Here is a 20,892-nt window from a genome sequence, read left to right as displayed (position 1 = left end):
GTTGTTAGTAAGCTCCCCTCAGGGTAGTCTGATTCCATTTCCAGTATCGTACTGTGCCTTTGACCATAAGGAGTAAGAGATAACGTACTCCAGGCAGCAGCAATAGACCTATACCCGTCATCGTGATAGAGAAAAAGAATTTGGCCGGGTAAAAGGTGCTGTTTAGTGCATAATCAGTAACGGCGAGAAGGGGGGCTGCAATGAAGCTGACCGATACCACGGTCAATGAAGCCCATACTGCCCATAGGGTAGCCATAATAGGGATGGAGATTAGCAAATTGAGAAACAGCAGCCCTAAGAAAGTAAAAAGATTGCGTGCGAAGCTTCCCTGACGAAGCGGAGGAGAATCGTTCCAGGCTGCATTGGGATCATCCAACGCTTCTCGGGCAATATCCTCCGGGTTACCCAGCTCATTGGCAATCTCACTTTCGCTTTTGCCATTGACCAACCCGTAGTCAAAATGCTGGCTCAAATCACTAAGCAGCTCATTGCGTACCTCTGCAGGGAGAGGAGAAAGACGCTGCTCTACCTCTGTAAGAAACTGTTTTCTATTCATCGGAATTCCCTTCCTCCAGTAGGCTTGCGACATGATGGACAAAATCATTCCATTCCCGCGTAAGTATTCTTGTATAATGGCTTCCAGTATCAGTCAGCCGATAATATTTGCGGGGAGGCCCCTCGGTCGATTCCTGTAAATACGTTGTGCAGTATCCTTCTGATACCAGACGGCGGAGCAATGGATATAGGGCTCCCTCAGCTACTTCAATATGACGGGAGACGGCTTGAGCCAACTCGTAGCCATAACGGTCTCTGCGTCCAATTAGAACTAGAACGCACAGTTCCAGTACCCCTTTTTTGAATTGGATGTTCACATTCACGAGCGGTGCTCCCTTCCTGGATGTTATCAATAATTCATAGGTGTCGTTCGGAATAAGGGGAAGAAACGTGTGTTTGTGCATAATTTGTCACGGGTACTAATTATAGAACAGTAGTCAGGTATAATTTAACATCATGTACTGATTAATGCAAGGTACTAAATTTTTAATAATAAAATATTTGTGCCAAAATGGGCAGATTTTCTTTCTTGAAGGCTTTATTGAATAGCGAATGTTGTAGAAAAAAGTATTTTTATTTGGAAATTACTCGAAATATGGCTGGAAGCACAAATAGGATGCTACTTTAATTTCATTCATTAAAATGATAGATTGTAAAGTATTCAATAGGGTTAAATATTACTTTTTATGAAGAGGTGGGTAAAGGGTGGATTGGAAAAATTGGTATATGGAACTGGAACAGGATGATGAGTCTTGGGATGTATCTGAGGAGATTGTTCTGCGTGGTGTAGTACATCTTAATTTTTGCGGGCAGCCCTCGGAAGTAGAAGTCGAATTTATCGTGGGGGCTGACTCCGAAGAACAGGCACAGACTATAGAAGAACCTACACAGTTGCAAAAAAACACATGGGAGCAGTATATGGAATATTCGTCAGCTATTCATCCTCAAGTGTTGGAGTCCATACACCATCATTATGCTGGCATAGTGGAAAAGTACCGGAATGCTTACAGTATATGGGGAGAGGACCCAGATGAATATGCGCCTTATGTGGAGCGGCCGGAACAATTGCTGGATCGAATACAGCTTGTGTCTATACTGATTTCCGACTCATCGGCAAAGGATGAACTGTATTTGAATTTTAGTTGCTCCTGGGATCAAGAACATGGCTTAGGCGTACATATGAAGCAGATGAAAATGGAGCATATTCAAGGCGTTTATACATTATATGACCTAGAATAAATCCCCCTTCCCGGCTTTTACCAAAAAGGGCCGGAAAGGGGAATAGGATATGGTGAAAATGATGGTGCGATTCGATACGATAAAAAGATTAGTTGGATACAGCCAATGCAGCCCGGGCTGCTTGAGCCGCTTGTACCATTAGTCGCAAGGCGGCGATAGATTCCTCCTTGGTGCGGGTTTTCAGACCACAGTCCGGATTAACCCAGAACAAATCTGATGGCAGTACGCGCAGAGCACGCTGGATCATGCTTAGCATTTCAGATACATCGGGGATGCGCGGACTGTGGATATCGTACACGCCCAGACCGATGCCCTTGTCGTATACCTGATCTTCAAAGCTGACAATCAGTTCTCCGTGACTTCGCGAAGTTTCAATAGATATAACGTCGGCATCCATATCGGAGATGGACTGAATCATATGCTGAAATTCGGAATAGCACATGTGCGTATGGATTTGGGTCGCAGGCTCAACGGTGGCCGTGGTCACAAGGAAGGCTTGAACCGCCCAGTCCAGATAGGCTTGCTGTTGTTCTTTTTTCAGTGGAAGCCCTTCACGAATTGCAGGCTCATCGACCTGAATCATGCCGATGCCCGCTTGTTCCAGTGCCTCTACCTCTGCCCGTAATGCCAGAGCCAACTGTAAAGCAACTTGACTACGAGGAATATCGTTACGTTCAAAAGACCAGTTCAAAATGGTCACAGGGCCTGTAAGCATTCCCTTAACAGGCTTGGAAGTTAACGATTGGGCGAATGCCGTTTCTTCCACGGTCATGGGCTGATCAAAGGAAACGTCTCCGTATATAATCGGCGGTTTGACACAGCGGGAGCCGTAGGACTGCACCCATCCGTTTTGCGTAAAAGCAAAGCCGTTCAGCTTTTCGCCAAAAAATTCAACCATATCGGTCCGCTCAAATTCCCCATGAACAAGCACGTCAATGCCAATGTCCTCTTGAATATCAATCCATTCCTTAATTTGCTGTTGGATGAACGCCCGGTATTGCTCGGCTGACCATTCTCCTTTGCGATAGTGCAGGCGGGCCTTGCGGATCTCGGCGGTTTGCGGGAAGCTACCAATGGTCGTCGTAGGCAGTGGAGGCAACTTCAGCTTATTTTGCTGAATCTCACGACGCTCGGCGAAAGGAACGCTGCGTGACAGAGGCTCTTTTGCCAACAGGTCGGCCAGATCGGCAGCTGTCTGTACGCGTGCCGCTGAACTGTTGAAACGGGCTACCGCATCCGCACTTTGCTCAAGCTTGGCGAGTGCGGAAGGATCGTGTTTGCCAAGTGCAGCCGTCAGGACGGCGATTTCCTCCAGCTTTTCATCGGCAAAGGCCAGCGCTTGCACCAGCTCCTTGTCCAGCTTGTGCTCTGCCTCCAGACTGACTGGCACATGCAGCAGACTGCATGATGGCTGTACGATAAGCTGTGCGGCAGTGGTTTGTTCTGCTAACTGACCCAGCAGGGCAGCCACAGCGTTCAGGTCGCTTCGCCATATATTGCGCCCGTCAATAACCCCAGCGCCCAGCGTTTTTCCTTTAGGGAAGCCATGCTGCAATATATGCTGAAGATTTTCGCCATCATCATACACAAAATCAAGACCCAATCCCTGTACCGGAAGTGCGGACAGACGCTCATAATGGTCCAGGCTGCCAAAGTAGGTTTGCAGCATTATATTCAAGGAGGGCGCAGCTTGAGTCAAAGCTTCATAGACTTCCTGAATAATGTCCAAATCCTCTGCCGGGAATGAGGTGGTTAGGACAGGTTCATCGATTTGGACCCACTGAACGCCTTCTGCCGCTAGTTCAGACAGGATACGGGTGTACAGTGGCAGGAAGCTTCGTACGATGGTGGCCAAATCCTTACGATCATAGCCTTTGGATAAGGTAACGAATGAATAGGGGCCGATGAGGACCGGTTTCCCATCAATGCCTAGTTCTCGTTTTGCTTCACGATAAGCCTGTAAGGGTTTATTTTCAGTGAACACCGGGACTGCGTTTGCCAATTCAGGAACGATGTAGTGATAATTGGTATTCATCCATTTGGTCATTTCACTGGCGGTTGCTCCCTTCTGTCCACGAGCGATCCCAAAATACACGGACAGAGGAACCGGACCTGCGGGACGATGGTTGAACCGTTCGGGTACCAGACCGAACATTACAGATGTATCCAGCATGTGATCGTAATAGGAGAAGTCTCCGACAGGAATGCGATCAATCCCCTTGTCACGCTGCTTGCTCAGATGCTCCAACCGTAATCTTTTCATCTCCGTCTGCAGTTCGCTTTCGTTAATGCTGCCGTTCCAGAAGCGTTCCAGTGCTTTCTTCCATTCCCGGTTTTCGCCGATACGCGGATATCCCAGATTACTGCTAATCAAGCCGGACAATTCAGGCCATTCAATAATGGACATGTACTTTTCCTCCTAGTGGGTAGCTGTTTTATTTTTACGTACCAAAAAAGGCATTCTTCCCCCAGAGTTAAAAATAAGTAGGGGAAAGAATGCCTCCGTGATTAAAAAATCAAAAATACGGCGACTGCTCTTAACACCTCCCTATCTTCCGTAGGTACTTGCGATGTTGTTAAAATAGGCAGGTCTCCTGACTTACGGATCATGACTCTCAGCATTCCTTCCCGGTCTGTGGACCAGTGGATATATGAACAGCTGAAAGTTCCCCGTTTACAGTGGCGGGACCGTGCCGGATTTGCACCGGCTTCCCTTTTAAGCCTGATCTGAATAGAACAGACACCTATCTCCAAGCTATGCGGTTAAGGTATGACGAATAATTATGCACTCGTATACTTGTTCACCATCATAAGTGAAACTTACAGGATGCGCAATAGAAACTCCAATGGAAACAGTTAGCTATATGAAAAAAAGACAAGCCTTACCCATGATGGGGACTTGTCTTAGATATATAGCATCTTGCCGGGTAAACTTCGCGTTAAGCCAATGAAACGGTATAGCCTGCCTGAATACTGGCTTTTACATCTACCAGACGCTGGTTGCGACTGCCCCGGAAGGGAAGGGTCAGGTCCTTTTGCTGTTCTACAAAACGACCATCCACAATCACATCGCACAAAAGCGCTAGCTCCTGTCGCTCCTGATCTGTGAGTAAATCTTCATAGACAAAGCCAGTATAAGCCCACACGGTTCGGTCGGGACAGGCCTCGCGGAAGTCACGCACAAATTGCGAGCATTCTGCTGCTGAGAAAAACGGATCTCCCCCGCAGAGAGTCAGTCCGTCCAACAACGGATTATCCATGATGTCACGAATGACTTCCTGTTGTCGTTGGGGTGTAAATGGCTCACCTGCACGGAAGCTCCACGACGCTGGATTAAAGCATCCGGGACAGGCATGACGGCAACCGCTAATAAACACGACAGTGCGCAGGCCGTATCCTTCGTTCAGAGATTCCGGAATGTAGCCACACAAATTCACTTATGTTTCACCCGGTCTCGAACTTCTGCCTGTTTTGCAGCATTAAAGCGAACGGTATAATCTCCTGTCAGATATCCGGTTACCCGACGTAAGCGCTGAAAGTGTGTATGCTCCTCATCTGTGCCGCATTGGGGGCAGCTTGTCCCGATAATCCCTTCATAACCACATTCCGTACAACGATCCACCGGGTGGTTGATAGAGAAATAGCCGATGTTCTGATGCAGTGCGTACTGAACAATTTTAAGAAACGCATCCGGGTTATTCCGCGCGTTACCATCCAGCTCGATGTATGAAATCGCACCAGCGTTGCAGAGGTTATGGAACGGAGCTTCCAAGCTGATTTTACGAGCAGCCGGGAGCGTATAATACACGGGAATATGAAAAGAATTCGTGTAATATTCTCGATCATTTACCTCAGGGATAATCCCGAAATCACGTTGATCCAGCAATGTGAACTTGCCCGACAGACCTTCGGCAGGCGTAGCGAACAATGTAATATTTAAATTGTGATATTCACTCATTCGATCGCAATACACGCGCATGGAAGTGATGATTCGCTGTGCCTCGCGGTATACGAAATCATCCTCCCCGTGGTGTTTCCCGTATAGTGCCTTCATGCACTCAGCCAGCCCGATGAACCCGATCGAAAGCGTACCGTGCTTTAGTACGCTTCCCACCTTATCATCTGGCGCCAGTTGTTCTCCACCTTCCCATACCCCTTCGCGCATCATAAAGTCCGAGGCTTTGGCCGGTTGGCTGGTCTGGATTTGATAGCGATGGATTAGGCCATCCACCGCAATGCGCATAACTTCTTCCAGTCTCGCATCAAAGCGATCACGGTCAGGTGTCAGGCGTTTGCCTGTGCAAATACCATACTCAATGCCAAGCCGCACCAGATTAATGGTATTGAAGGAGAGATTTCCCTTGCCACTCTGCCGGTTTCTACCGAAACGGTCAGAAATGGTGCGGGTACGGCAACCCATTGTCGCTATAATGGTATCCGGGTCATCAGCACGGTAAAAAGGCAAGTTGAAGGTGGCATCCACATTCACAAAATTGGGATACATCCGTCTGCTAGAGCATTCTACTGCCCGTAAGAACAAATCATAATTGATGTCGCCTTCTGCCTGGTTGATTCCCTCTTTGCATTGGAAAATATGCTGCGGAAAAATAGGAGTTTCCCCGCTGCCCAAGCCGCGAATAGTGGCCTCCAGCAGCGATTGAGTAACAAGCCGTCCTTCAGCAGACGTGCACATTCCGTAATTCAGTGAAGTGAATGGAATCTGTCCACCCGCCCGACTGCTCATGGTGTTCAGGTTATGAATGAGCGATTCAGCAGCCTGCCGGGTTTCCGTTTCCGTTTCTTCGCGTGCGAATGCGTATGAACGAGGGCAGACTTCTTGCAAATGGGGATTGGCCATATGTAGTTCGTCGTCAGACAGATGGGATTCTATCTCTTCCTCGAACAACCGAAGTCCCTTGCGCAGATGCTTGCGGAAGGACCGGGCAACGTATGGGGCAAGGTCCCAATCTATTTTATTGGCGGAGACACCTCCGAATTGGCTATTTTGCTGAGATTGGAAAATAATGGCGACCAGTGCCATAGCGGACATAATCGTTTGCGGTGTGCGCACAGAGCCGTTGCCTGTATTGAAGCCGTCTCGCAGTAAACGACCAAACGGGATAAAGATACAATTTGTAGTTCCGAGCGCATATTGGTCCAAATCGTGAACATATACATATCCGTGGTCAATCGCGTTCGTCAGTTCAGGCGGAAGTACCCGCAGGCGCGCATACCATTTGGCATACTCGGACCCAAGCTTGCTCATTTTGCCGCTGAACGATTCTCCATTCAAATTCGCATTCTCCCGCAGCATGTCCAGATCTTGTGCCCCAATGACCCGCTCGCCGATGTCGTATAATTGATGTTCCTCCAGCACCTTCATCGTAAAACCCTCCATATAGTAAAATATATATATTTTTCACAAAAACAACATATTGATGATATCTTGTGTTAACCAATTGTTTCGATCTATATATTGTATATACGTAAACATTGAGAGTATGTGACTATTGTCACATTGATAGGAGTGGGCGGTATAAAAAAGCCAGATACAGAGTAAGGGACACATCCACGGATATGTATCTTACTCTATATCTGGCCATCGTAGTTGCGATGAAAATGATAGGCTTGCGAGTACATAGTATATGATCTTGGGATATTGTTTTGGGAAGGTTTAGAGTAGCTTTTTCAACTGGGACACCCGGCCTTGGGAAATATCTAGCATTTCGGCATATACTTTTTGTGGCAGATTCGGGTGTTCCTGAATCAGCTTGCGTAGCTTTTTTACCATTTCACCTTGCTGCACTCTAGATTGCTTGGGTTGCCAGGTTGTATTGGTTCGGGTCGGCTTAGAATCTTCTTGAGCCTGGATAGCATCGGTGCTTGTGGCATGCACATTTTCATCGGTCTTTAATACCTGGATGCACTCTGCGCAAATAAAGCTGTCGCGAAAATAAGTTAAATGATCCACTGCGCCGCAAAATTTGCAGGAGACACCGGTGTATTTTCTTAGTACAAACCCTTCTTCATCTACGAAAAATTCAAGTGAATCACCGATATTGATATCCATTGTAGTGCGCATTTCCTTAGGGAGTACAATCCGCCCCAATTGATCCAGAGGCCTTGTCATTCCGGTATTTTTCATTAGCGCTTCCTCCTTCAGTGATATATCCTGATTATACCAAAAAATATTATTTTTAGCTTTGTATATTGAAGGTAAAATACAACTTTTTTTGTCTTTATGCTGCGGTCTCTCTTTCAAACAGTATAGGATGTTTTCGGTATTGTTGCCGGGGTACCCCTTTTTAGCTATGATATATTAAAACGCTTTCATAAAAGTACTTTTTATCATCTTAATTAAGCTAAGGAGATGACGGATATGAGTCATGAAACAACGGGTATCGAATATTTATTTCAAGATCCGAAGATTCATCTGGATGAGCGTGTACGGGATCTCGTTTCGCGACTAACCTTGGAGGAAAAGGTTGAATCCATGTTGCAATACCAGCCGGCCATTGACCGATTGGGAGTCGCAGCTTATAAGCACGGTACGGAAGCGGCACACGGGATAGCGTGGTTAGGTGAGGCGACTTCATTTCCTCAGCCTGTAGGATTGGCATGTACTTGGGATACGGAATTAATGCGCCTCATCGGCTCTGTTATCGCAGATGAGGCACGTGTTTACTATCGTCGTGATCCAAAATTAAACGGTCTGACCCTGTGGGCACCTACGGTGGATATGGAGCGTGACCCGAGATGGGGACGCAATGAGGAAGCTTACGGCGAAGATCCGTATTTGACGGGAGAGTTGTCAAAGGAGTTAGTCAAGGGGATACAGGGGGATCATCCGGTATATTTGAAAGCGGTTGCCACTTTAAAACATTTTCTGGGTAACAACAATGAAGTGGACCGGGGAATCGGCTCCTCCAGTATAGACCCACGAAATCTGCGAGAATATTACTTAAGAGCCTTTGAGAAGCCTTTTACAGAAGGCGGCGCCCAGTCGATGATGACTTCTTACAACCTGATTAATGGAACGCCTGCTACGTTATATCATGGGGTTAACGATATTGTCAGGGGCGAATGGGGGATGGACGGCTTTGTCGTAAGTGATGCGGGTGATGTCATGGGGATTGTCAACGATCATCAGTATTACGATTCCCATACGCCTGGCGTGGCCGAATCTATTCGGGCGGGAATTGACAGCATTACAGATGATGCAGAGCTCTCCAAGCAGGCGATTCGAGAAGCTTTGGCGCAAGGAACGCTACAAGAAGAAGACCTGGATCGGGCATTGTTCCATACGTTCCGTGTCCGTTTTCGTTTGGGGGAATTTGATCCGGCGGCAGACAATCCTTATGCCTCAATCGGAGAGGAAGCTCTCCTGACAGAGCAAGCCCGTGAATTGTCGTTGCGTGCGGCGAGGGAGCAGATCGTATTGCTTAAAAATGAGCATGAACTCTTGCCTTTGAACCCTGCCCGGTGCGGCAAAGTAGCGGTCATTGGTACGCATGGCAATGAGGTGTACCGCGACTGGTATTCCGGTACGCTGCCCTACCGGGTTACACCGCTGGAGGCGATTCGTGCCAAGCTGGAAGGCAAGGACGCAAAGGAACGCGTCGTGTACCGTGACGGTAAGAAACGCGTGATCTTGACGGCGGTGAATGACGGAGCGAAGCTCACAGTCGATTCTTCCGGTGAGATGCGCCTGTCCCAGGATGGAGAGCCCACAGTATTGACCATGACGGATTGGGGCTATGGCAGTGTGACGTTACATGATGAGCATCTGGGTACTTACGTGACGAGTGATGAGGAAACGCTCCGTGTTACAGCTGATGAAGCGTATGGCTGGTATGTCAAAGAGGTCTTTGGGCTGACTCCTGTTGGACAAGGAGAGCATCTGTGGACAACATGGAATGGCAAACCAGTGATTGCCGGAACGGAGGGCTCATTAAAGGTAGTGGAGGCTGAAAAATTTGCACTTAACGCTGTAGAGAGTAACGCCTCGACAGTTTTAGGACAGAGCCAAACATTCCAGGTAGAGACGGTGTCAGATGGTTTAGCGGAAGCGATAGCCGCTGCGCAAGCGGCAGATACAGCAATTGTATTTGTTGGAAATCACCCGCTCATCAATGGAAAGGAAGAGAATGACCGTCCAGGCTTGGAACTGGCAGCTTCCCAGCAACGGCTTATCGAGGAAGTGTATCGCGTCAATCCGAATACGATTGTGGTTCTGACGGGCAGCTATTCATTTGCCATCCCTTGGGTTCAGGAGCATATTCCAGCGATCGTATACACGTCTCATGCGGGACAAGAGCAGGGTACAGCAATAGCGGATGTGTTATTTGGAGACTACGCGCCAGCGGGGCGTTTGAACATGACCTGGGTTCAGAGCGAGGATCAATTGGGCGACATCAAAGATTACGATATTATTCGCGGCGGTCGTACCTATCAATATTTTGAAGGTGAATCCTTGTATCCGTTTGGCCATGGATTGACGTATTCGCCTTTTGAATATAATGACCTGCGTACGGATGTCCCAAAGGATAGCGTAAAATCTATTGCTGCACTGGATGCTGTGGATACGCTCCAGGTGTGGGTAGAGGTGACGAATAGGGGCGTAGCTGCTGGTGAAGAGGTTGTACAACTCTATGTACGGCCTGGTGCCTCACGAGTAAAGCGACCATTGAAGACATTGTGCGGTTTTCAACGTATTCGCTTAGAGGCAGGTGAGACGCGAACGGTTTCCTTTACGATTCGGATGAAGGATTGGGCGATTTGGGATGTTACACGGGATTGCTATTGCGTTGAATCGGGTGAATATACACTGCTGGCAGGCGCTTCCTCAGCGGATATCCGGTTGGAGCACCCTGTGTACGTTCGTGGCGAAGTTATTCCACCACGCCAAGCTGGACGAAGTATCCGCGCTGAAAACTTTGATAATTGCTCCGACATCGTACTGGATGAAAGCAAGGAGCAAAGGGAGGCCTGTGTACGTCCGCGCACACCTCAACGTTCCGGTTGGATTGCCTTTCATGGCGTAGACATGGATACGGTGAGTGTGGTCGAGCTTCAGTGTCGCGTGTCATGCAACAGTAGCGATGCCACAATTGAGTTGCGTTTGGATGCACCGGACAGCGAAGCTGTGGCACGTGTGAACGTGGGCAATACAGGAGGGGCGCAAGCATGGGTTACGCTTTCGGAAGCGGTACATTCAGTCTCTGGCACACGTGATGTATACCTGTTGTTGAGCGGGGAAGTGCGGCTAGCTCATTTTACTTTGGGCGCTAATGCTACAGAGGATTCCGGCTTTCAGGCTTGAACTTACTTCTGACATCACGTACAATGCATTCAACGAAGTTTCTACAGCTTAGGGGTGTCATCTCATTTGAATAGTGAAAAACGACTACGCACCGCAACGCCCAAATGGCTTGGGGTGGCGGTAAAGGCGCTTGTCTATTTGGAAAAGCACGGAGAACTCTGTGCCAGCGGTTCTATTGCCCGTTCCATTGACTGCGAAGTCACTTTGGTGCGCAGGGTGCTGACGCGACTTGTACAGGCAGATTTGATTGCAGCACGCGAAGGTCGTGAGGGAGGCTATGTGCTTACCCGTTCGGCCGACCATATTACACTTGCTGATATATACCACGCCATTGAAATATGTGATCCGATTTTCCCGGGTATGATGCATGAACCGGAAACCAATCCTTTTTGTGAGGAGTTGGCGATAGCCGTATCCGAAATTTTAGCCGAGAGCGAACGATGTATGCTGGAAGTATGGGGGTCCCATACGCTGGCTTCGCTTGCCAATCGTACATCACTCGTGGTGGGAAAATGCAATCATAATGAAGATTCAAAATGATAATAGCCGATACGACTCTCAAAAGAGGGTTGTATCGGCTATTTCTATGAAATGGTCATGCCTCAAATTATGTTTCATATGAGCAAACCCGGTTACGTCCTGCATTTTTAGCTTCGTATAGTGCTTTATCTGCCTGCTCCAACAGGGCTGCCCCGGACATATCTTCCCCGGTACCAGGAAATGTCGTCACACCGATGGACACCGTGACCTTAAGAACAAGACCATCCGCTAAAATAAACTCGTGCTGATTTACTCCACTAAGAATCTGATTAGCTATTCGCAACGCTTGCCGAAAAGCACAATTTGGCAAAAGCACGGTGAATTCTTCCCCCCCGCTGCGGGTGACTACATCATTAGGACGACATTTTTCCATTAGAATCTGCCCAAGCTGGCGCAGCACTGCATCTCCTGCCGCATGCCCATAGGTGTCGTTGACTTCCTTGAAGTGATCAATATCCAACACCAGTACAGATAAGTGCTCATGACGTTGACGAGCTTGAGGGAGCTTCTCTTCCAATGAAAACTCAAGCTGTCTTCTGTTGCTTAAATTAGTGAGATGGTCTGTGTAGGAGGTATGCTCCAGTCGAAGTAATAGCTCATTGGATGTGTTGATAGATTCAGCAATGAGGTACAGAAGACATCCGCCGATCATGGATATGAATAATTGGAGCGGATAAACGTGCAGAACATCATCAAGATTCTTCAAATTAATCATAAGGGAACAGAATATAATGCCCATAGCAAAAACGTTCATAATCATCAGCTTGGGTAAACGTGACCAGGACAGATGTGACAATAAAGCGCACCCCAGCCCAACGAGCATCATAAAAATAGCGCCTACGATGGCTTGAGTGTTGATACCAAACAGCAATAATCTACCTACACATATAAATAGGGTAGCCATGAGCGTTGCTGGGGCGCCGATGTACGTTGCGGTAGCTACGATGGCCAAATGACGAAGATCGGCAATCGTATTAAATCCTACTGGAATTGAATAGTACATCATAACAATTCCATAGCACCCAAAAAGGCCGCCTCCGATCCAATGTATCTTACGCTTCAAGGTGTGCAGACGGATTTTATATCTTTGTGATATGAGGCCAGTTATGTACAAAAAGGTGACAAGGATACAGGTATTTACAAAAAACGTACTGAACAAGATGCTAACCCTCCCGAGAGGCATATTTCTTCATTTTATCAAAAAAACTGACATTAAGCTTGAAAATGAAGAATTTATTGAAATTTATTACGCTGATGCGCTTATAACGTTTCGTTCATGTGTTTGGTGCATAACTGGGAATAGATTGAGCATACTCCAAAGATACAAGAATAAGGAAAAATGGGCGGTATCTATTGCTGCCTTACTGGAGATGAGGTTTGCTCATGATTCGCTATCCCTATCGCAAACATAATAAAAAGTCGGGTGCGGGCAAGAACAATGAAAATTCTCCGCGCTATTTAAAAATCGATACTTGTTTGGAAACCAACTTGCAGCAAATTAAGAAATTGACATCAGATAGCCCAGACTTTCTGATTCGCCGCTTTAAATTAGGGCTGAGGGCGGATGTTCCCGCCGCTATTGTGTTTCTGGATAGTATGGCTAAAACGGATACGGTGAATGAACTCATCATGAGATCCATGCTTAGCCGCCCATCTGCTGAAGTGGCTGCTGAGGCGGAGAATGCAGAAGCGCTGTACGCAAGAATACAGAGTCATGCGCTTGCACTAGGAGAAGTGAAGGACTGCGATGATTGGAATTCCATGATGGAACAACTGTTAGTGGGGGACACGATCATCCTATTGGAAGGCTGCGAAAAAGCCATTGCGTGCGGCACACGTGGGGGAGAGACACGCGCAGTCAGCGAGCCAACAACACAGACAGTCGTCAGAGGACCGAAAGAGGGATTTGTAGAATCCCTGTTCACGAATATTTCTCTCGTCCGGCGACGGATTAAAAGCTCCGATCTTACACTGGAGATGTTCCAAGTGGGAAGCACGTCCCTCACAAATGTGGCCATGCTCTACATGAAAAATATTGCAAATCCACGTGTCGTAGATGAGGTTCGTAAACGGGTAGAAAGCATCAATATTGACGCTGTATTTGAGTCCGGCATGGTTGAGGAGATGATACAGGAAAATCACTTTACACCATTCCCGACGATTTTTAACACGGAAAGACCGGACACCATTAGCAGCAATATTATGGAGGGTCGAGTGGCTCTCATTGTAGACGGGACTCCGTTTGTACTGGTGATGCCTACAATATTTGCCCAATTTTTTCAGAGTTCTTCGGATTATGAAGAGCGTTACGATATGGCGACTGTTGTTCGGCTCATTAGATATATCAGCTTCATTATTCTTATTCTGGGGCCTTCTCTCTACATTGCCTTAACAACATACCATTATGAAATGATACCGACTCCACTACTGATCAGCATATTGGCTCAGCGGGAATCCGTTCCTTTTCCGGCATTTCTAGAGGCGTTTATTTTGGAGATTACCTTTGAGATTTTGCGTGAGGCGGGTATTCGAATGCCGCGTGCGGGTGGTCAAACGGTATCCGTTATTGGTGCGCTTGTGTTGGGTCAAGCGGCCGTGGAAGCCGGAGTCGTCACCCCGCTGCTCACAATTATAGTAGCCCTGACAGGAATAGCCAGTTTCGCAATCCCAGCCTATAACATGGCAGTGGCCGGGAGATTGTGCCGGTTTATTTTCATGATACTGTCAGCGTTTATGGGGCTATACGGCATTACATTGGGGCTGATTGCGTTGATTGCTCATATGAACAGTCTAAGTTCCTTCGGGGTGCCCTACATGGCGCCTTTCAGTCCTTTTGTGCTGGAGAGTCAAAAGGATGCCGTATTGCGACTCCCATTTTGGATGATGAAGAAACGTCCTAAAAGCATAACGTCTAAGAACCAGAAACGAATGAAGGATGGAAGCGGGAATTCCCCTTCTGATAAAACCACACCGATGCAGGAGGGGGGCAATCAGGGTGTATCAAGGGAAGAGGAATGAACAAAGGGCAGTAACCTTTAAGGGGAGTATAGGGAGACTGTGTTTGGTCCTGTTACTGTTCGCTCCCTTGTTATCCGGTTGCTGGGATTCTGTGGAGTTAAACCAGAGAGCAGTAGTAGCGGGGATAGGAATTGATATGGTTGGGGAGTCAGATTACGAAGTTTCCCTACAGGTGATCGTGGCAGATGAAATCGCCGGAGCCAAAGCGAGAGGAGATACTCCTGTCGTTTTGTATCGGGAAAAGGGAAAAAATCTGTTTCAAGCGCTCCGCAGAGCCTCACAAAAGGTTCCGAGGATCATTTCTTTGGCGCACACCAAACTGGTCGTTATTGGTGAAAAGCTGGCACGGGCTGGAATCGGCGATATGATGGATTCTTTGGAAAGGTCTACAGAAATCCGGTTGCCGGTGAAAATGCTGGTGGCACGCGGTAATACTGGGAAGGATGTACTGGCAATCATGACCGCGATCGGCCGTATTCCGGCCAATGATATTTCAGGAAAGCTGGAAACATCGGAGCGTTTGTATGCCGGGGATTACGCGGTGACTATCGACGATGTCATTCGCAGCATGTCTCATAAGGGTGGCGGTCCTGTGCTGACGGGCATAGGGGTCAATGGGAATTTGGAGCAGGCTGCAAGCAAGAACAATGTGGACAATATTTTACCGAAAGCCATTGTTCATATTAACGGAATGGGGGTGTTCAAAAAGGATCGGCTTGTCCACTGGTTGGACGATGACCAGGCCATTGGACTGTCTATGATCAACAACAAGGTGAAAGGTGCCCAAACAACACTGAGCTGCGGTAAGAATAGGGAAACCATTGGCATCGAAACCTTGTTTTCTGCAACCAAGATACACACTCGGATGGAGCAAGGAGAGCCTATTTTTGTGATTAACTTAAAACAGACCGGGGCAGTACAGGAAGCCGAGTGCTCGATTAACTTACAGAGTCCGGAGGCGATGAAAAGACTGCAGGAGCAATGGACAGAGGAGACGAAAAAAGTAATCGCTTCAACAGTCAGAGACATTCAGCGTACCCGCAGCGATGTAATAGGCTTTGGCCTTGCGCTGGAGAGGAGCCATCCCCAACAATGGAAGAGGCTCTCTCACGATTGGAGCCGTTATTTTGCGGAAAGTACCGTTCGTATTCAAGTGACTTCTATACTGAAACACACTCAGTCGCGGACTAACCCATATTCCAAGGGGGAATCAGACTAGTGAAAAACAGAACAAGGAGGGAAGGCCATGAAAAAAAGGGTACAGATAGGTGCAAAAGAGATGATCTCTCTTATGGTGTTGTTTGAGATGGGTACATCCATGATGTCTATTCCCGGAAGGAATGCGGGCAAGGATGCGTGGATCGCCATCCTCATTTCCACAGTTTTGGGGGCAATGCTTTTTGTATGCTATGGCAGCCTTCACCGACGCTTTCCCGACTTGCTCATGACACAGTACTACAGAGCCCTTTTGGGCAAGAAAGCAGGGAGTGCGCTTGCTTTTATATATATCGTGTTTTTTCTTTACGGCGGAGCACGGGATCTTCGGGACACGGGGATCCTGATTGCCGACCGGACACTTCAGCATACGCCGTTGACAGTCATTTGTGCCTTAATGATTGGACTTGTAATGTATGTGGTGTATTTGGGAATCGAGGTTGCAGGCCGGACGGCCATCATCATGTTGATTTTGCTACTGTTGCTGGGCCTAGCCACGAATATATTAATTTTGTTGGCAGGCATTGTAGATGTGGGCAATATATTGCCCATAGCCGAGCATGGCTGGCAGCCGATATGGCAAGTTGTTTATTCGCAAGCCGTGATGCTACCGTACGGCGAGATGGTTACGTTTGCGATGATTCTTCCCACATTAAAAAAGGGCTATCGTGCCAATGGGGTAGGGGTCTCTGCTATATTGTTCGGAGGGCTGCTCCTATCTATTGTTACACTGTCCAATGTGCTTGCACTGGGCGAGGATGTGTTTAAACGGGCGACTTACCCGCTACTCTCGATGATCAGCAAGGTCGAAATATCTGATTTTATCGACAGAGTCGATGTCATCGGCGTTATGAGCGTTATTATCTTTGATTTTTTTAAAATTTTCATCTTCTATTATGCCGCGGTTAAAGCCGCAGAGGATGTATTGAGAATGTCATACCATAAACTGATCCTGCCATTTGGGATTATCATGTTAGTCTCTTGTGTATTGATGACACTGAGCTATCAAGATCACCTTCAAACAGGCGAGTTAGTGCTGAAATGGCTGTTTCCGATATTTGCCGTGTTTTTTCCTATCTTGCTGCTAATCGTGTCGTGGCTGAGAAAGACCCGGAATAAAAAAGGAGAGGAAAATGTCTCATGAGACATCGTCTTGCCGACAAAACATACATCAGTACCGGTAAAATGCTCATTTTGATGTTCGATTTTATTCTTGGAAATGCGGTCATTATTAATATGGATAATGAATATGAACGGAATACATGGATTGCCACTTTGAATTTGGACGAATGTCCCTCATCTATGTCCATCCATTATTTGCTTGCGTTTTCCCTTGTTTGTTCTTTCTGATGACTCTCTTGCGGAGAATCAGAGGAAGAAGTAGAAACTTTGAGGAAACGTGACCATTGTGAGAACAGGAAGCGAAATGCGTTTCCTATTGGCTTTTTGCCCACATTTATAAAGAACACTATAAGCATTCCTGCCAGGACGACATATTCCGATGGTCGCATAGTGCGAAAAGCCAATGAAATAGGCTCCCAAGGATGATGAGCGCCGAAAAGCCATTTTATCGATATACTTGTTCCGAGCGTAAGCATCATAAAGAGAATGAATATCCACAGTATTTTCATAAAATATTCCTCCAATGTGTATGGGCTGAGATGTACCATGTATACATTGTGTTGCAAAGCCGTTCAATTTATCCGATTCCATTGACTTGAAATAAATTAAGATTTATACTTATTCTAAGTTGATCTTTATTGTGATTGTAATTTTGTAATTAATATAATCTGCGTTGGTTAAGGGAGATGCGGTATGAGAACTTTAAATTTAACTTCGCAGCGCCAAGCGGTATATGATGTGGTTCGTGAAGCCCACGATCATCCTACTGCGGCTGATGTTATGAATCGGTTGATGGAGCGCGGATATAATCTGGCCTATGGAACAGTATATAATTCCCTACGTTATTTGACGGATAAGGAATTAATCCGTGAATTGAAGCTGGGGGAAGCTGCTAGTCGTTATGATGGACGGATGGACGATCATCAGCATATTATTTGTCAGGTATGCGGCCGAGTAGATGAAGTAATGAGTGAAGTCCCACATGATTGGATTGACACGGTTGCGCATGAAACGGGGTATAATATTGCCCATGCCCATGTCGTATTCGGAGGAGTGTGTAAGGAATGTCAAAGCAAGCGAATCAGATAACGAATCGTTTCAAAGTGGCTGACATGCCTAGACGGGTGAAGGGCAGTTGGACATCGATGTTAGCAGCTCCCTCTACACCTACGTTGCAGACCGTTCCCTCCAATGAGCCTTTGTATTGTCCGACTACACGTCGTATCATTCTGATCAGTTCGGTACCGGGTGTAGTTCATGGGTTGGTGCGTACGTTGTCAGATGCGTGTTTTGATGTGATGGTTTTTCATCGCTGGGAGCCTGAAGTGCAGCGTCATCTGGGAAGCGATTTGTTGATTTACGATTTGACCGCCACCGAACCACAGAGTGAATTACTGGATATCCGCAATCGTCTCGAGGTAGAACACATGAAAGACACACCGGTTATGTATGTGGTTCAGGATCGGGTGTCTGTACATGCGCATGAGCTGCTTCCTTCGGAAGAGGTGCTGGTGTGGCCGCTGGCTGCCAATCATATGGTGCATGACATTGAACGGATGATTGTACGCCATCCTGCCGCTTCCCGTCAGGTAGCGCAAGCCAGCCGTCGTACGGCATTCAAGGACATCTGGATTGACCGAGATAAAATGCTGGTATATAAAGAAGAGAGTCAATTGAATCTGACTAAAACAGAATACGATTTGCTGCTGAAGCTGATTGATGCTCAAGGCAAAGTGATCTCCCGCGAGCAAATGATGCACGATATCTGGGAGACGGATTTTGTAGGAGGCAGCAACGTTGTAGATGTGCATGTCAAAAGTTTGCGCAAGAAGCTGGATGATCGACCTGCGGAACCTGAATATATTGCAACCGTAAGAGGTGTAGGATACAGATTGGCAGATTGAACTAAAAGCTATGAATACCGATGAATTTCCGCCGGATGGAGACATTCGGCGGTTTGTATATGATTCCATGAAGAAACTGACATTAGGTGTGACGGTTGACTTTATCCGGATATATACACTACAATCGGTAGTGTGAGGTGCTTCTTATGAAACGACTGAATTTTAAAGCTGGCGAAACCGGGCTTAACCGATTTTTCGGGCCTCTGGAAGCCAAAATTATGGATATTTTATGGTCCACTTCGGATCGGAGTATCAAAGAAGTGCAGACCGCGTTGGAGGGGGATCGGGACTTTAACTTCAATACGGTAATGACCGTGATGAACCGTTTAGTGGAAAAGGGAATACTGAGTAAGAGTATACGTGGGAGAACGTCTTTATATCGTCCAGTATTAAGCAGGGATGAGTTCATGGATGAGCAATCCAAGGGACTGAGTCACGAATTGGTTGATGAATTTGGTCCGCTTGCTGTCAATCATATGATTGATGCTCTGGAGGTGGCCGATCCGAAGTTGATCGAACGTCTGGAACAAAAAATTAAACAATGGAAAAAGGATATGTAGACGATGTGGAAAACACGTTCTAAATTACTGTTTACAGCAGGCGCCTTGATTTCGGGTTTCGCCCTTATACAGATGGGTATGTACGCCGGGCAGCATGTTTTCGGCTGGAAATTGAATTATAACGTGTTTCAAATATGCAGAAGCTTGTTGCAGCACTACGGAATCGGCTACATGGTGGATGCGCTCAGCGGGCTGGTTCTCGTTACCTTCACTATCGCCGGAGGAGAAGCAGTCAGACAGTGTATGGCTACCAGGGCAGCTTTTCGCAGACTGCACCGAATGCGTGACCTGCCGCTGACCGAAGCACTGGGTGAGCGATATCGTGAACTCGGGACCGATCGGATATGGGTCATTGATTATCCTAAGCCAGCCGCCTTCACCATGGGATTATGGAAGCCACGTATTGTATTGTCCTCTGCACTATTATCCGTACTGGACAAGCACGAGGAAGAAGCGGTCATATACCATGAAGCCTATCATATGAAACATTATGATCCGTTGAAGACCTGGTTGCTGCAAGTGTGTGCTAAACAGCTATTTTACTTGCCGGTTCTGCGTCACATTACCAATCATTATAAGACGGCCCGTGAAATTTTGGCTGATAACGAAGCGATTCATCGAGCCGGTTCACCAGTTGGGATTGGGAGCGCATTGCTCAAGCTTCTGAGTATGACGCCTGCCAATACTCGCCTGGTAAACTCCGCCGCTTGTTCCTCGTTTGCAGAAACGTCCATTAATTATCGTATCTCACGTATTTTAGACCCTCAGCAAGAACCTGTCATTCAAATGCCTTGGCGTTCGATTATGTTTTCCAGCTATGTGCTAGTGATGCTGACACTTATGTTCGCACTGGCGCTAATCTAGTTGGATAAGATGTTTCCTACGGGTGGCGCTTTTCGCGCTCCCGATTCTCGATGTACAATACACTACATTATGTAGTTTGTTACAGGATTTTTATACAACTTAAAAGGAGATGAGCAAATGAATCAAACGCTTATGAATATTGGATTGTTGTTGGTACGAATCTTTACAGGGGTTATTTTTATCGTTCACGGTGCACAAAAGTTTCAGGGATTAGACGGAACCTCTGGCTTCTTCCAAAGTATCGGACTCCCTGGTTGGATGGCCCCTGTGGTCGCTACGGTTGAGCTGGTTGGAGGAATTGCACTGGTTCTGGGTATCGGAACACGAGTGGCTGGAGCGGCATTGACCATTGTTATGATTGGTGTATTGCTAACCGCTAAAAAAGGACAGCCTTTTGGCTCGATTGAATTTGATCTGCTGATTCTGTTCACCAGCCTTCAGCAAGCGCTTGTCGGTGGACGTTTTCTGGCAGTGGATCAGTTATTTGGCCGTAAAAAGGCTGAAAACAGTAACGTACAGGTCTAAATGTTCATATAACCGCGTCCTTAGTCTC

The 20,892-nt window shown here is 47.1% G+C and carries 19 protein-coding genes and 1 riboswitch; of the genes, 11 read left to right on the top strand and 8 right to left on the bottom strand.

Going from position 1 to position 20,892, the window contains the following annotated elements; translation table 11 throughout:
* Positions 1 to 4 precede the first annotated feature (4 nt).
* Both NSQ58_RS03045 and NSQ58_RS03040 read right to left on the bottom strand, forming a co-directional pair.
* Positions 5 to 556: a DUF1700 domain-containing protein gene (locus NSQ58_RS03045; RefSeq protein ID WP_023990822.1), complete on the bottom strand. Its 552-nt coding sequence runs from the start codon at positions 554 to 556 to the stop codon at positions 5 to 7.
* Complete coding sequence (locus tag NSQ58_RS03040; protein ID WP_023990821.1) at positions 549 to 878, bottom strand: PadR family transcriptional regulator; 330 nt, start codon at positions 876 to 878, stop codon at positions 549 to 551. The genes NSQ58_RS03045 and NSQ58_RS03040 overlap by 8 nt, the downstream gene beginning before the upstream one ends.
* A gap of 382 nt (positions 879 to 1,260) precedes the next feature.
* Here NSQ58_RS03040 and NSQ58_RS03035 point away from each other — a divergent pair, with 382 nt between their 5' ends.
* The gene (locus NSQ58_RS03035; protein ID WP_023990820.1) at positions 1,261 to 1,794 is read left to right on the top strand and encodes a DUF6985 domain-containing protein; all 534 of its coding nucleotides are present in this window, start codon (positions 1,261 to 1,263) and stop codon (positions 1,792 to 1,794) included.
* 88 nt (positions 1,795 to 1,882) lie between these two features.
* On the opposite strand, the gene metE is transcribed toward NSQ58_RS03035, so the two are convergent.
* The 4 genes from metE to NSQ58_RS03015 form a co-directional block, all read right to left on the bottom strand.
* Complete coding sequence (gene metE / locus NSQ58_RS03030) at positions 1,883 to 4,201, bottom strand: 5-methyltetrahydropteroyltriglutamate--homocysteine S-methyltransferase (RefSeq protein ID WP_053326322.1); 2,319 nt, start codon at positions 4,199 to 4,201, stop codon at positions 1,883 to 1,885.
* Between the two features lie 160 nt (positions 4,202 to 4,361).
* A riboswitch (cobalamin riboswitch) is annotated at positions 4,362 to 4,557 on the bottom strand.
* A gap of 176 nt (positions 4,558 to 4,733) precedes the next feature.
* A complete protein-coding gene (gene nrdG, locus NSQ58_RS03025) occupies positions 4,734 to 5,231 on the bottom strand; it encodes an anaerobic ribonucleoside-triphosphate reductase activating protein (protein WP_023990818.1) in 498 nt (165 codons plus the stop codon).
* Complete coding sequence (locus NSQ58_RS03020) at positions 5,228 to 7,177, bottom strand: anaerobic ribonucleoside triphosphate reductase (protein WP_023990817.1); 1,950 nt, start codon at positions 7,175 to 7,177, stop codon at positions 5,228 to 5,230. The genes nrdG and NSQ58_RS03020 overlap by 4 nt, the downstream gene beginning before the upstream one ends.
* Before the next feature lie 291 nt (positions 7,178 to 7,468).
* On the bottom strand, positions 7,469 to 7,939 hold the full coding sequence (locus NSQ58_RS03015) for an AbrB/MazE/SpoVT family DNA-binding domain-containing protein (RefSeq protein WP_023990816.1): 471 nt from the start codon (positions 7,937 to 7,939) through the stop codon (positions 7,469 to 7,471).
* A gap of 234 nt (positions 7,940 to 8,173) precedes the next feature.
* Here NSQ58_RS03015 and NSQ58_RS03010 point away from each other — a divergent pair, with 234 nt between their 5' ends.
* On the top strand, positions 8,174 to 11,116 hold the full coding sequence (locus NSQ58_RS03010) for a glycoside hydrolase family 3 C-terminal domain-containing protein (protein ID WP_341056868.1): 2,943 nt from the start codon (positions 8,174 to 8,176) through the stop codon (positions 11,114 to 11,116).
* 66 nt (positions 11,117 to 11,182) lie between these two features.
* Positions 11,183 to 11,656, top strand: a complete 474-nt coding sequence (locus NSQ58_RS03005) for an Rrf2 family transcriptional regulator (protein WP_069080094.1) — start codon at positions 11,183 to 11,185, stop codon at positions 11,654 to 11,656.
* 67 nt (positions 11,657 to 11,723) lie between these two features.
* Here NSQ58_RS03005 and NSQ58_RS03000 read toward each other — a convergent pair whose 3' ends face one another.
* On the bottom strand, positions 11,724 to 12,815 hold the full coding sequence (locus NSQ58_RS03000) for a GGDEF domain-containing protein (protein WP_023990814.1): 1,092 nt from the start codon (positions 12,813 to 12,815) through the stop codon (positions 11,724 to 11,726).
* A 224-nt stretch (positions 12,816 to 13,039) separates the two neighbouring features.
* Here NSQ58_RS03000 and NSQ58_RS02995 point away from each other — a divergent pair, with 224 nt between their 5' ends.
* The 3 genes from NSQ58_RS02995 to NSQ58_RS02985 are packed head-to-tail and all read left to right on the top strand — an operon-like array spanning position 13,040 to position 17,033.
* Complete coding sequence (locus NSQ58_RS02995; RefSeq protein ID WP_341056867.1) at positions 13,040 to 14,674, top strand: spore germination protein; 1,635 nt, start codon at positions 13,040 to 13,042, stop codon at positions 14,672 to 14,674.
* 43 nt (positions 14,675 to 14,717) lie between these two features.
* A complete protein-coding gene (locus tag NSQ58_RS02990; protein ID WP_028540755.1) occupies positions 14,718 to 15,893 on the top strand; it encodes a Ger(x)C family spore germination protein in 1,176 nt (391 codons plus the stop codon).
* A 27-nt stretch (positions 15,894 to 15,920) separates the two neighbouring features.
* On the top strand, positions 15,921 to 17,033 hold the full coding sequence (locus NSQ58_RS02985; protein WP_341056866.1) for a GerAB/ArcD/ProY family transporter: 1,113 nt from the start codon (positions 15,921 to 15,923) through the stop codon (positions 17,031 to 17,033).
* Positions 17,034 to 17,202: 169 nt separating this feature from the next.
* Here the strand turns inward: NSQ58_RS02985 and NSQ58_RS02980 are convergent, their stop codons facing one another.
* Positions 17,203 to 17,520 carry a hypothetical protein gene (locus NSQ58_RS02980; protein ID WP_080751662.1) on the bottom strand — a complete coding sequence of 106 codons (318 nt, stop codon included), beginning with the start codon at positions 17,518 to 17,520 and terminating at the stop codon, positions 17,203 to 17,205.
* Between the two features lie 184 nt (positions 17,521 to 17,704).
* Between NSQ58_RS02980 and NSQ58_RS02975 the strand changes: the two genes are divergently transcribed.
* The 5 genes from NSQ58_RS02975 (at position 17,705) to NSQ58_RS02955 (ending at position 20,864) form a co-directional block, all read left to right on the top strand.
* On the top strand, positions 17,705 to 18,100 hold the full coding sequence (locus NSQ58_RS02975) for a Fur family transcriptional regulator (RefSeq protein ID WP_023990809.1): 396 nt from the start codon (positions 17,705 to 17,707) through the stop codon (positions 18,098 to 18,100).
* The gene (locus tag NSQ58_RS02970) at positions 18,076 to 18,915 is read left to right on the top strand and encodes a winged-helix domain-containing protein (protein ID WP_341056864.1); all 840 of its coding nucleotides are present in this window, start codon (positions 18,076 to 18,078) and stop codon (positions 18,913 to 18,915) included. Before NSQ58_RS02975 ends, NSQ58_RS02970 begins: the two co-directional genes overlap by 25 nt.
* A 146-nt stretch (positions 18,916 to 19,061) precedes the next feature.
* A complete protein-coding gene (locus tag NSQ58_RS02965; protein ID WP_023990807.1) occupies positions 19,062 to 19,475 on the top strand; it encodes a BlaI/MecI/CopY family transcriptional regulator in 414 nt (137 codons plus the stop codon).
* A 3-nt stretch (positions 19,476 to 19,478) separates the two neighbouring features.
* Positions 19,479 to 20,339, top strand: a complete 861-nt coding sequence (locus tag NSQ58_RS02960; RefSeq protein ID WP_023990806.1) for a M56 family metallopeptidase — start codon at positions 19,479 to 19,481, stop codon at positions 20,337 to 20,339.
* 117 nt (positions 20,340 to 20,456) lie between these two features.
* Positions 20,457 to 20,864, top strand: coding sequence for a DoxX family protein (locus NSQ58_RS02955; protein ID WP_023990805.1), 408 nt, complete (start codon positions 20,457 to 20,459; stop codon positions 20,862 to 20,864).
* The last annotated feature ends 28 nt before the right edge of the window (positions 20,865 to 20,892 follow it).

Origin of the sequence: Paenibacillus sp. FSL M7-0134 (assembly GCF_038007865.1) — a bacterium.
In the GTDB taxonomy this organism is placed as follows: domain Bacteria; phylum Bacillota; class Bacilli; order Paenibacillales; family Paenibacillaceae; genus Paenibacillus; species Paenibacillus polymyxa_B.
This window is presented reverse-complemented; position numbering and strand designations above follow the sequence as displayed.

Bases quoted from the DNA above. Each gene is read 5' to 3' on its own strand.
- NSQ58_RS03045 (WP_023990822.1), bottom strand. From the start codon at position 556: ATGAATAGAAAACAGTTTCTTACAGAGGTAGAGCAGCGTCTTTCTCCT.
- metE (WP_053326322.1), bottom strand. From the start codon at position 4,201: ATGTCCATTATTGAATGGCCTGAATTGTCCGGCTTGATTAGCAGTAAT.
- NSQ58_RS03020 (WP_023990817.1), bottom strand. From the start codon at position 7,177: ATGAAGGTGCTGGAGGAACATCAATTATACGACATCGGCGAGCGGGTC.
- NSQ58_RS03015 (WP_023990816.1), bottom strand. From the start codon at position 7,939: ATGAAAAATACCGGAATGACAAGGCCTCTGGATCAATTGGGGCGGATT.
- NSQ58_RS03010 (WP_341056868.1), top strand. From the start codon at position 8,174: ATGAGTCATGAAACAACGGGTATCGAATATTTATTTCAAGATCCGAAG.
- NSQ58_RS02995 (WP_341056867.1), top strand. From the start codon at position 13,040: ATGATTCGCTATCCCTATCGCAAACATAATAAAAAGTCGGGTGCGGGC.
- NSQ58_RS02985 (WP_341056866.1), top strand. From the start codon at position 15,921: ATGAAAAAAAGGGTACAGATAGGTGCAAAAGAGATGATCTCTCTTATG.
- NSQ58_RS02980 (WP_080751662.1), bottom strand. From the start codon at position 17,520: ATGAAAATACTGTGGATATTCATTCTCTTTATGATGCTTACGCTCGGA.
- NSQ58_RS02975 (WP_023990809.1), top strand. From the start codon at position 17,705: ATGAGAACTTTAAATTTAACTTCGCAGCGCCAAGCGGTATATGATGTG.
- NSQ58_RS02970 (WP_341056864.1), top strand. From the start codon at position 18,076: ATGTCAAAGCAAGCGAATCAGATAACGAATCGTTTCAAAGTGGCTGAC.
- NSQ58_RS02965 (WP_023990807.1), top strand. From the start codon at position 19,062: ATGAAACGACTGAATTTTAAAGCTGGCGAAACCGGGCTTAACCGATTT.
- NSQ58_RS02960 (WP_023990806.1), top strand. From the start codon at position 19,479: ATGTGGAAAACACGTTCTAAATTACTGTTTACAGCAGGCGCCTTGATT.
- NSQ58_RS02955 (WP_023990805.1), top strand. From the start codon at position 20,457: ATGAATCAAACGCTTATGAATATTGGATTGTTGTTGGTACGAATCTTT.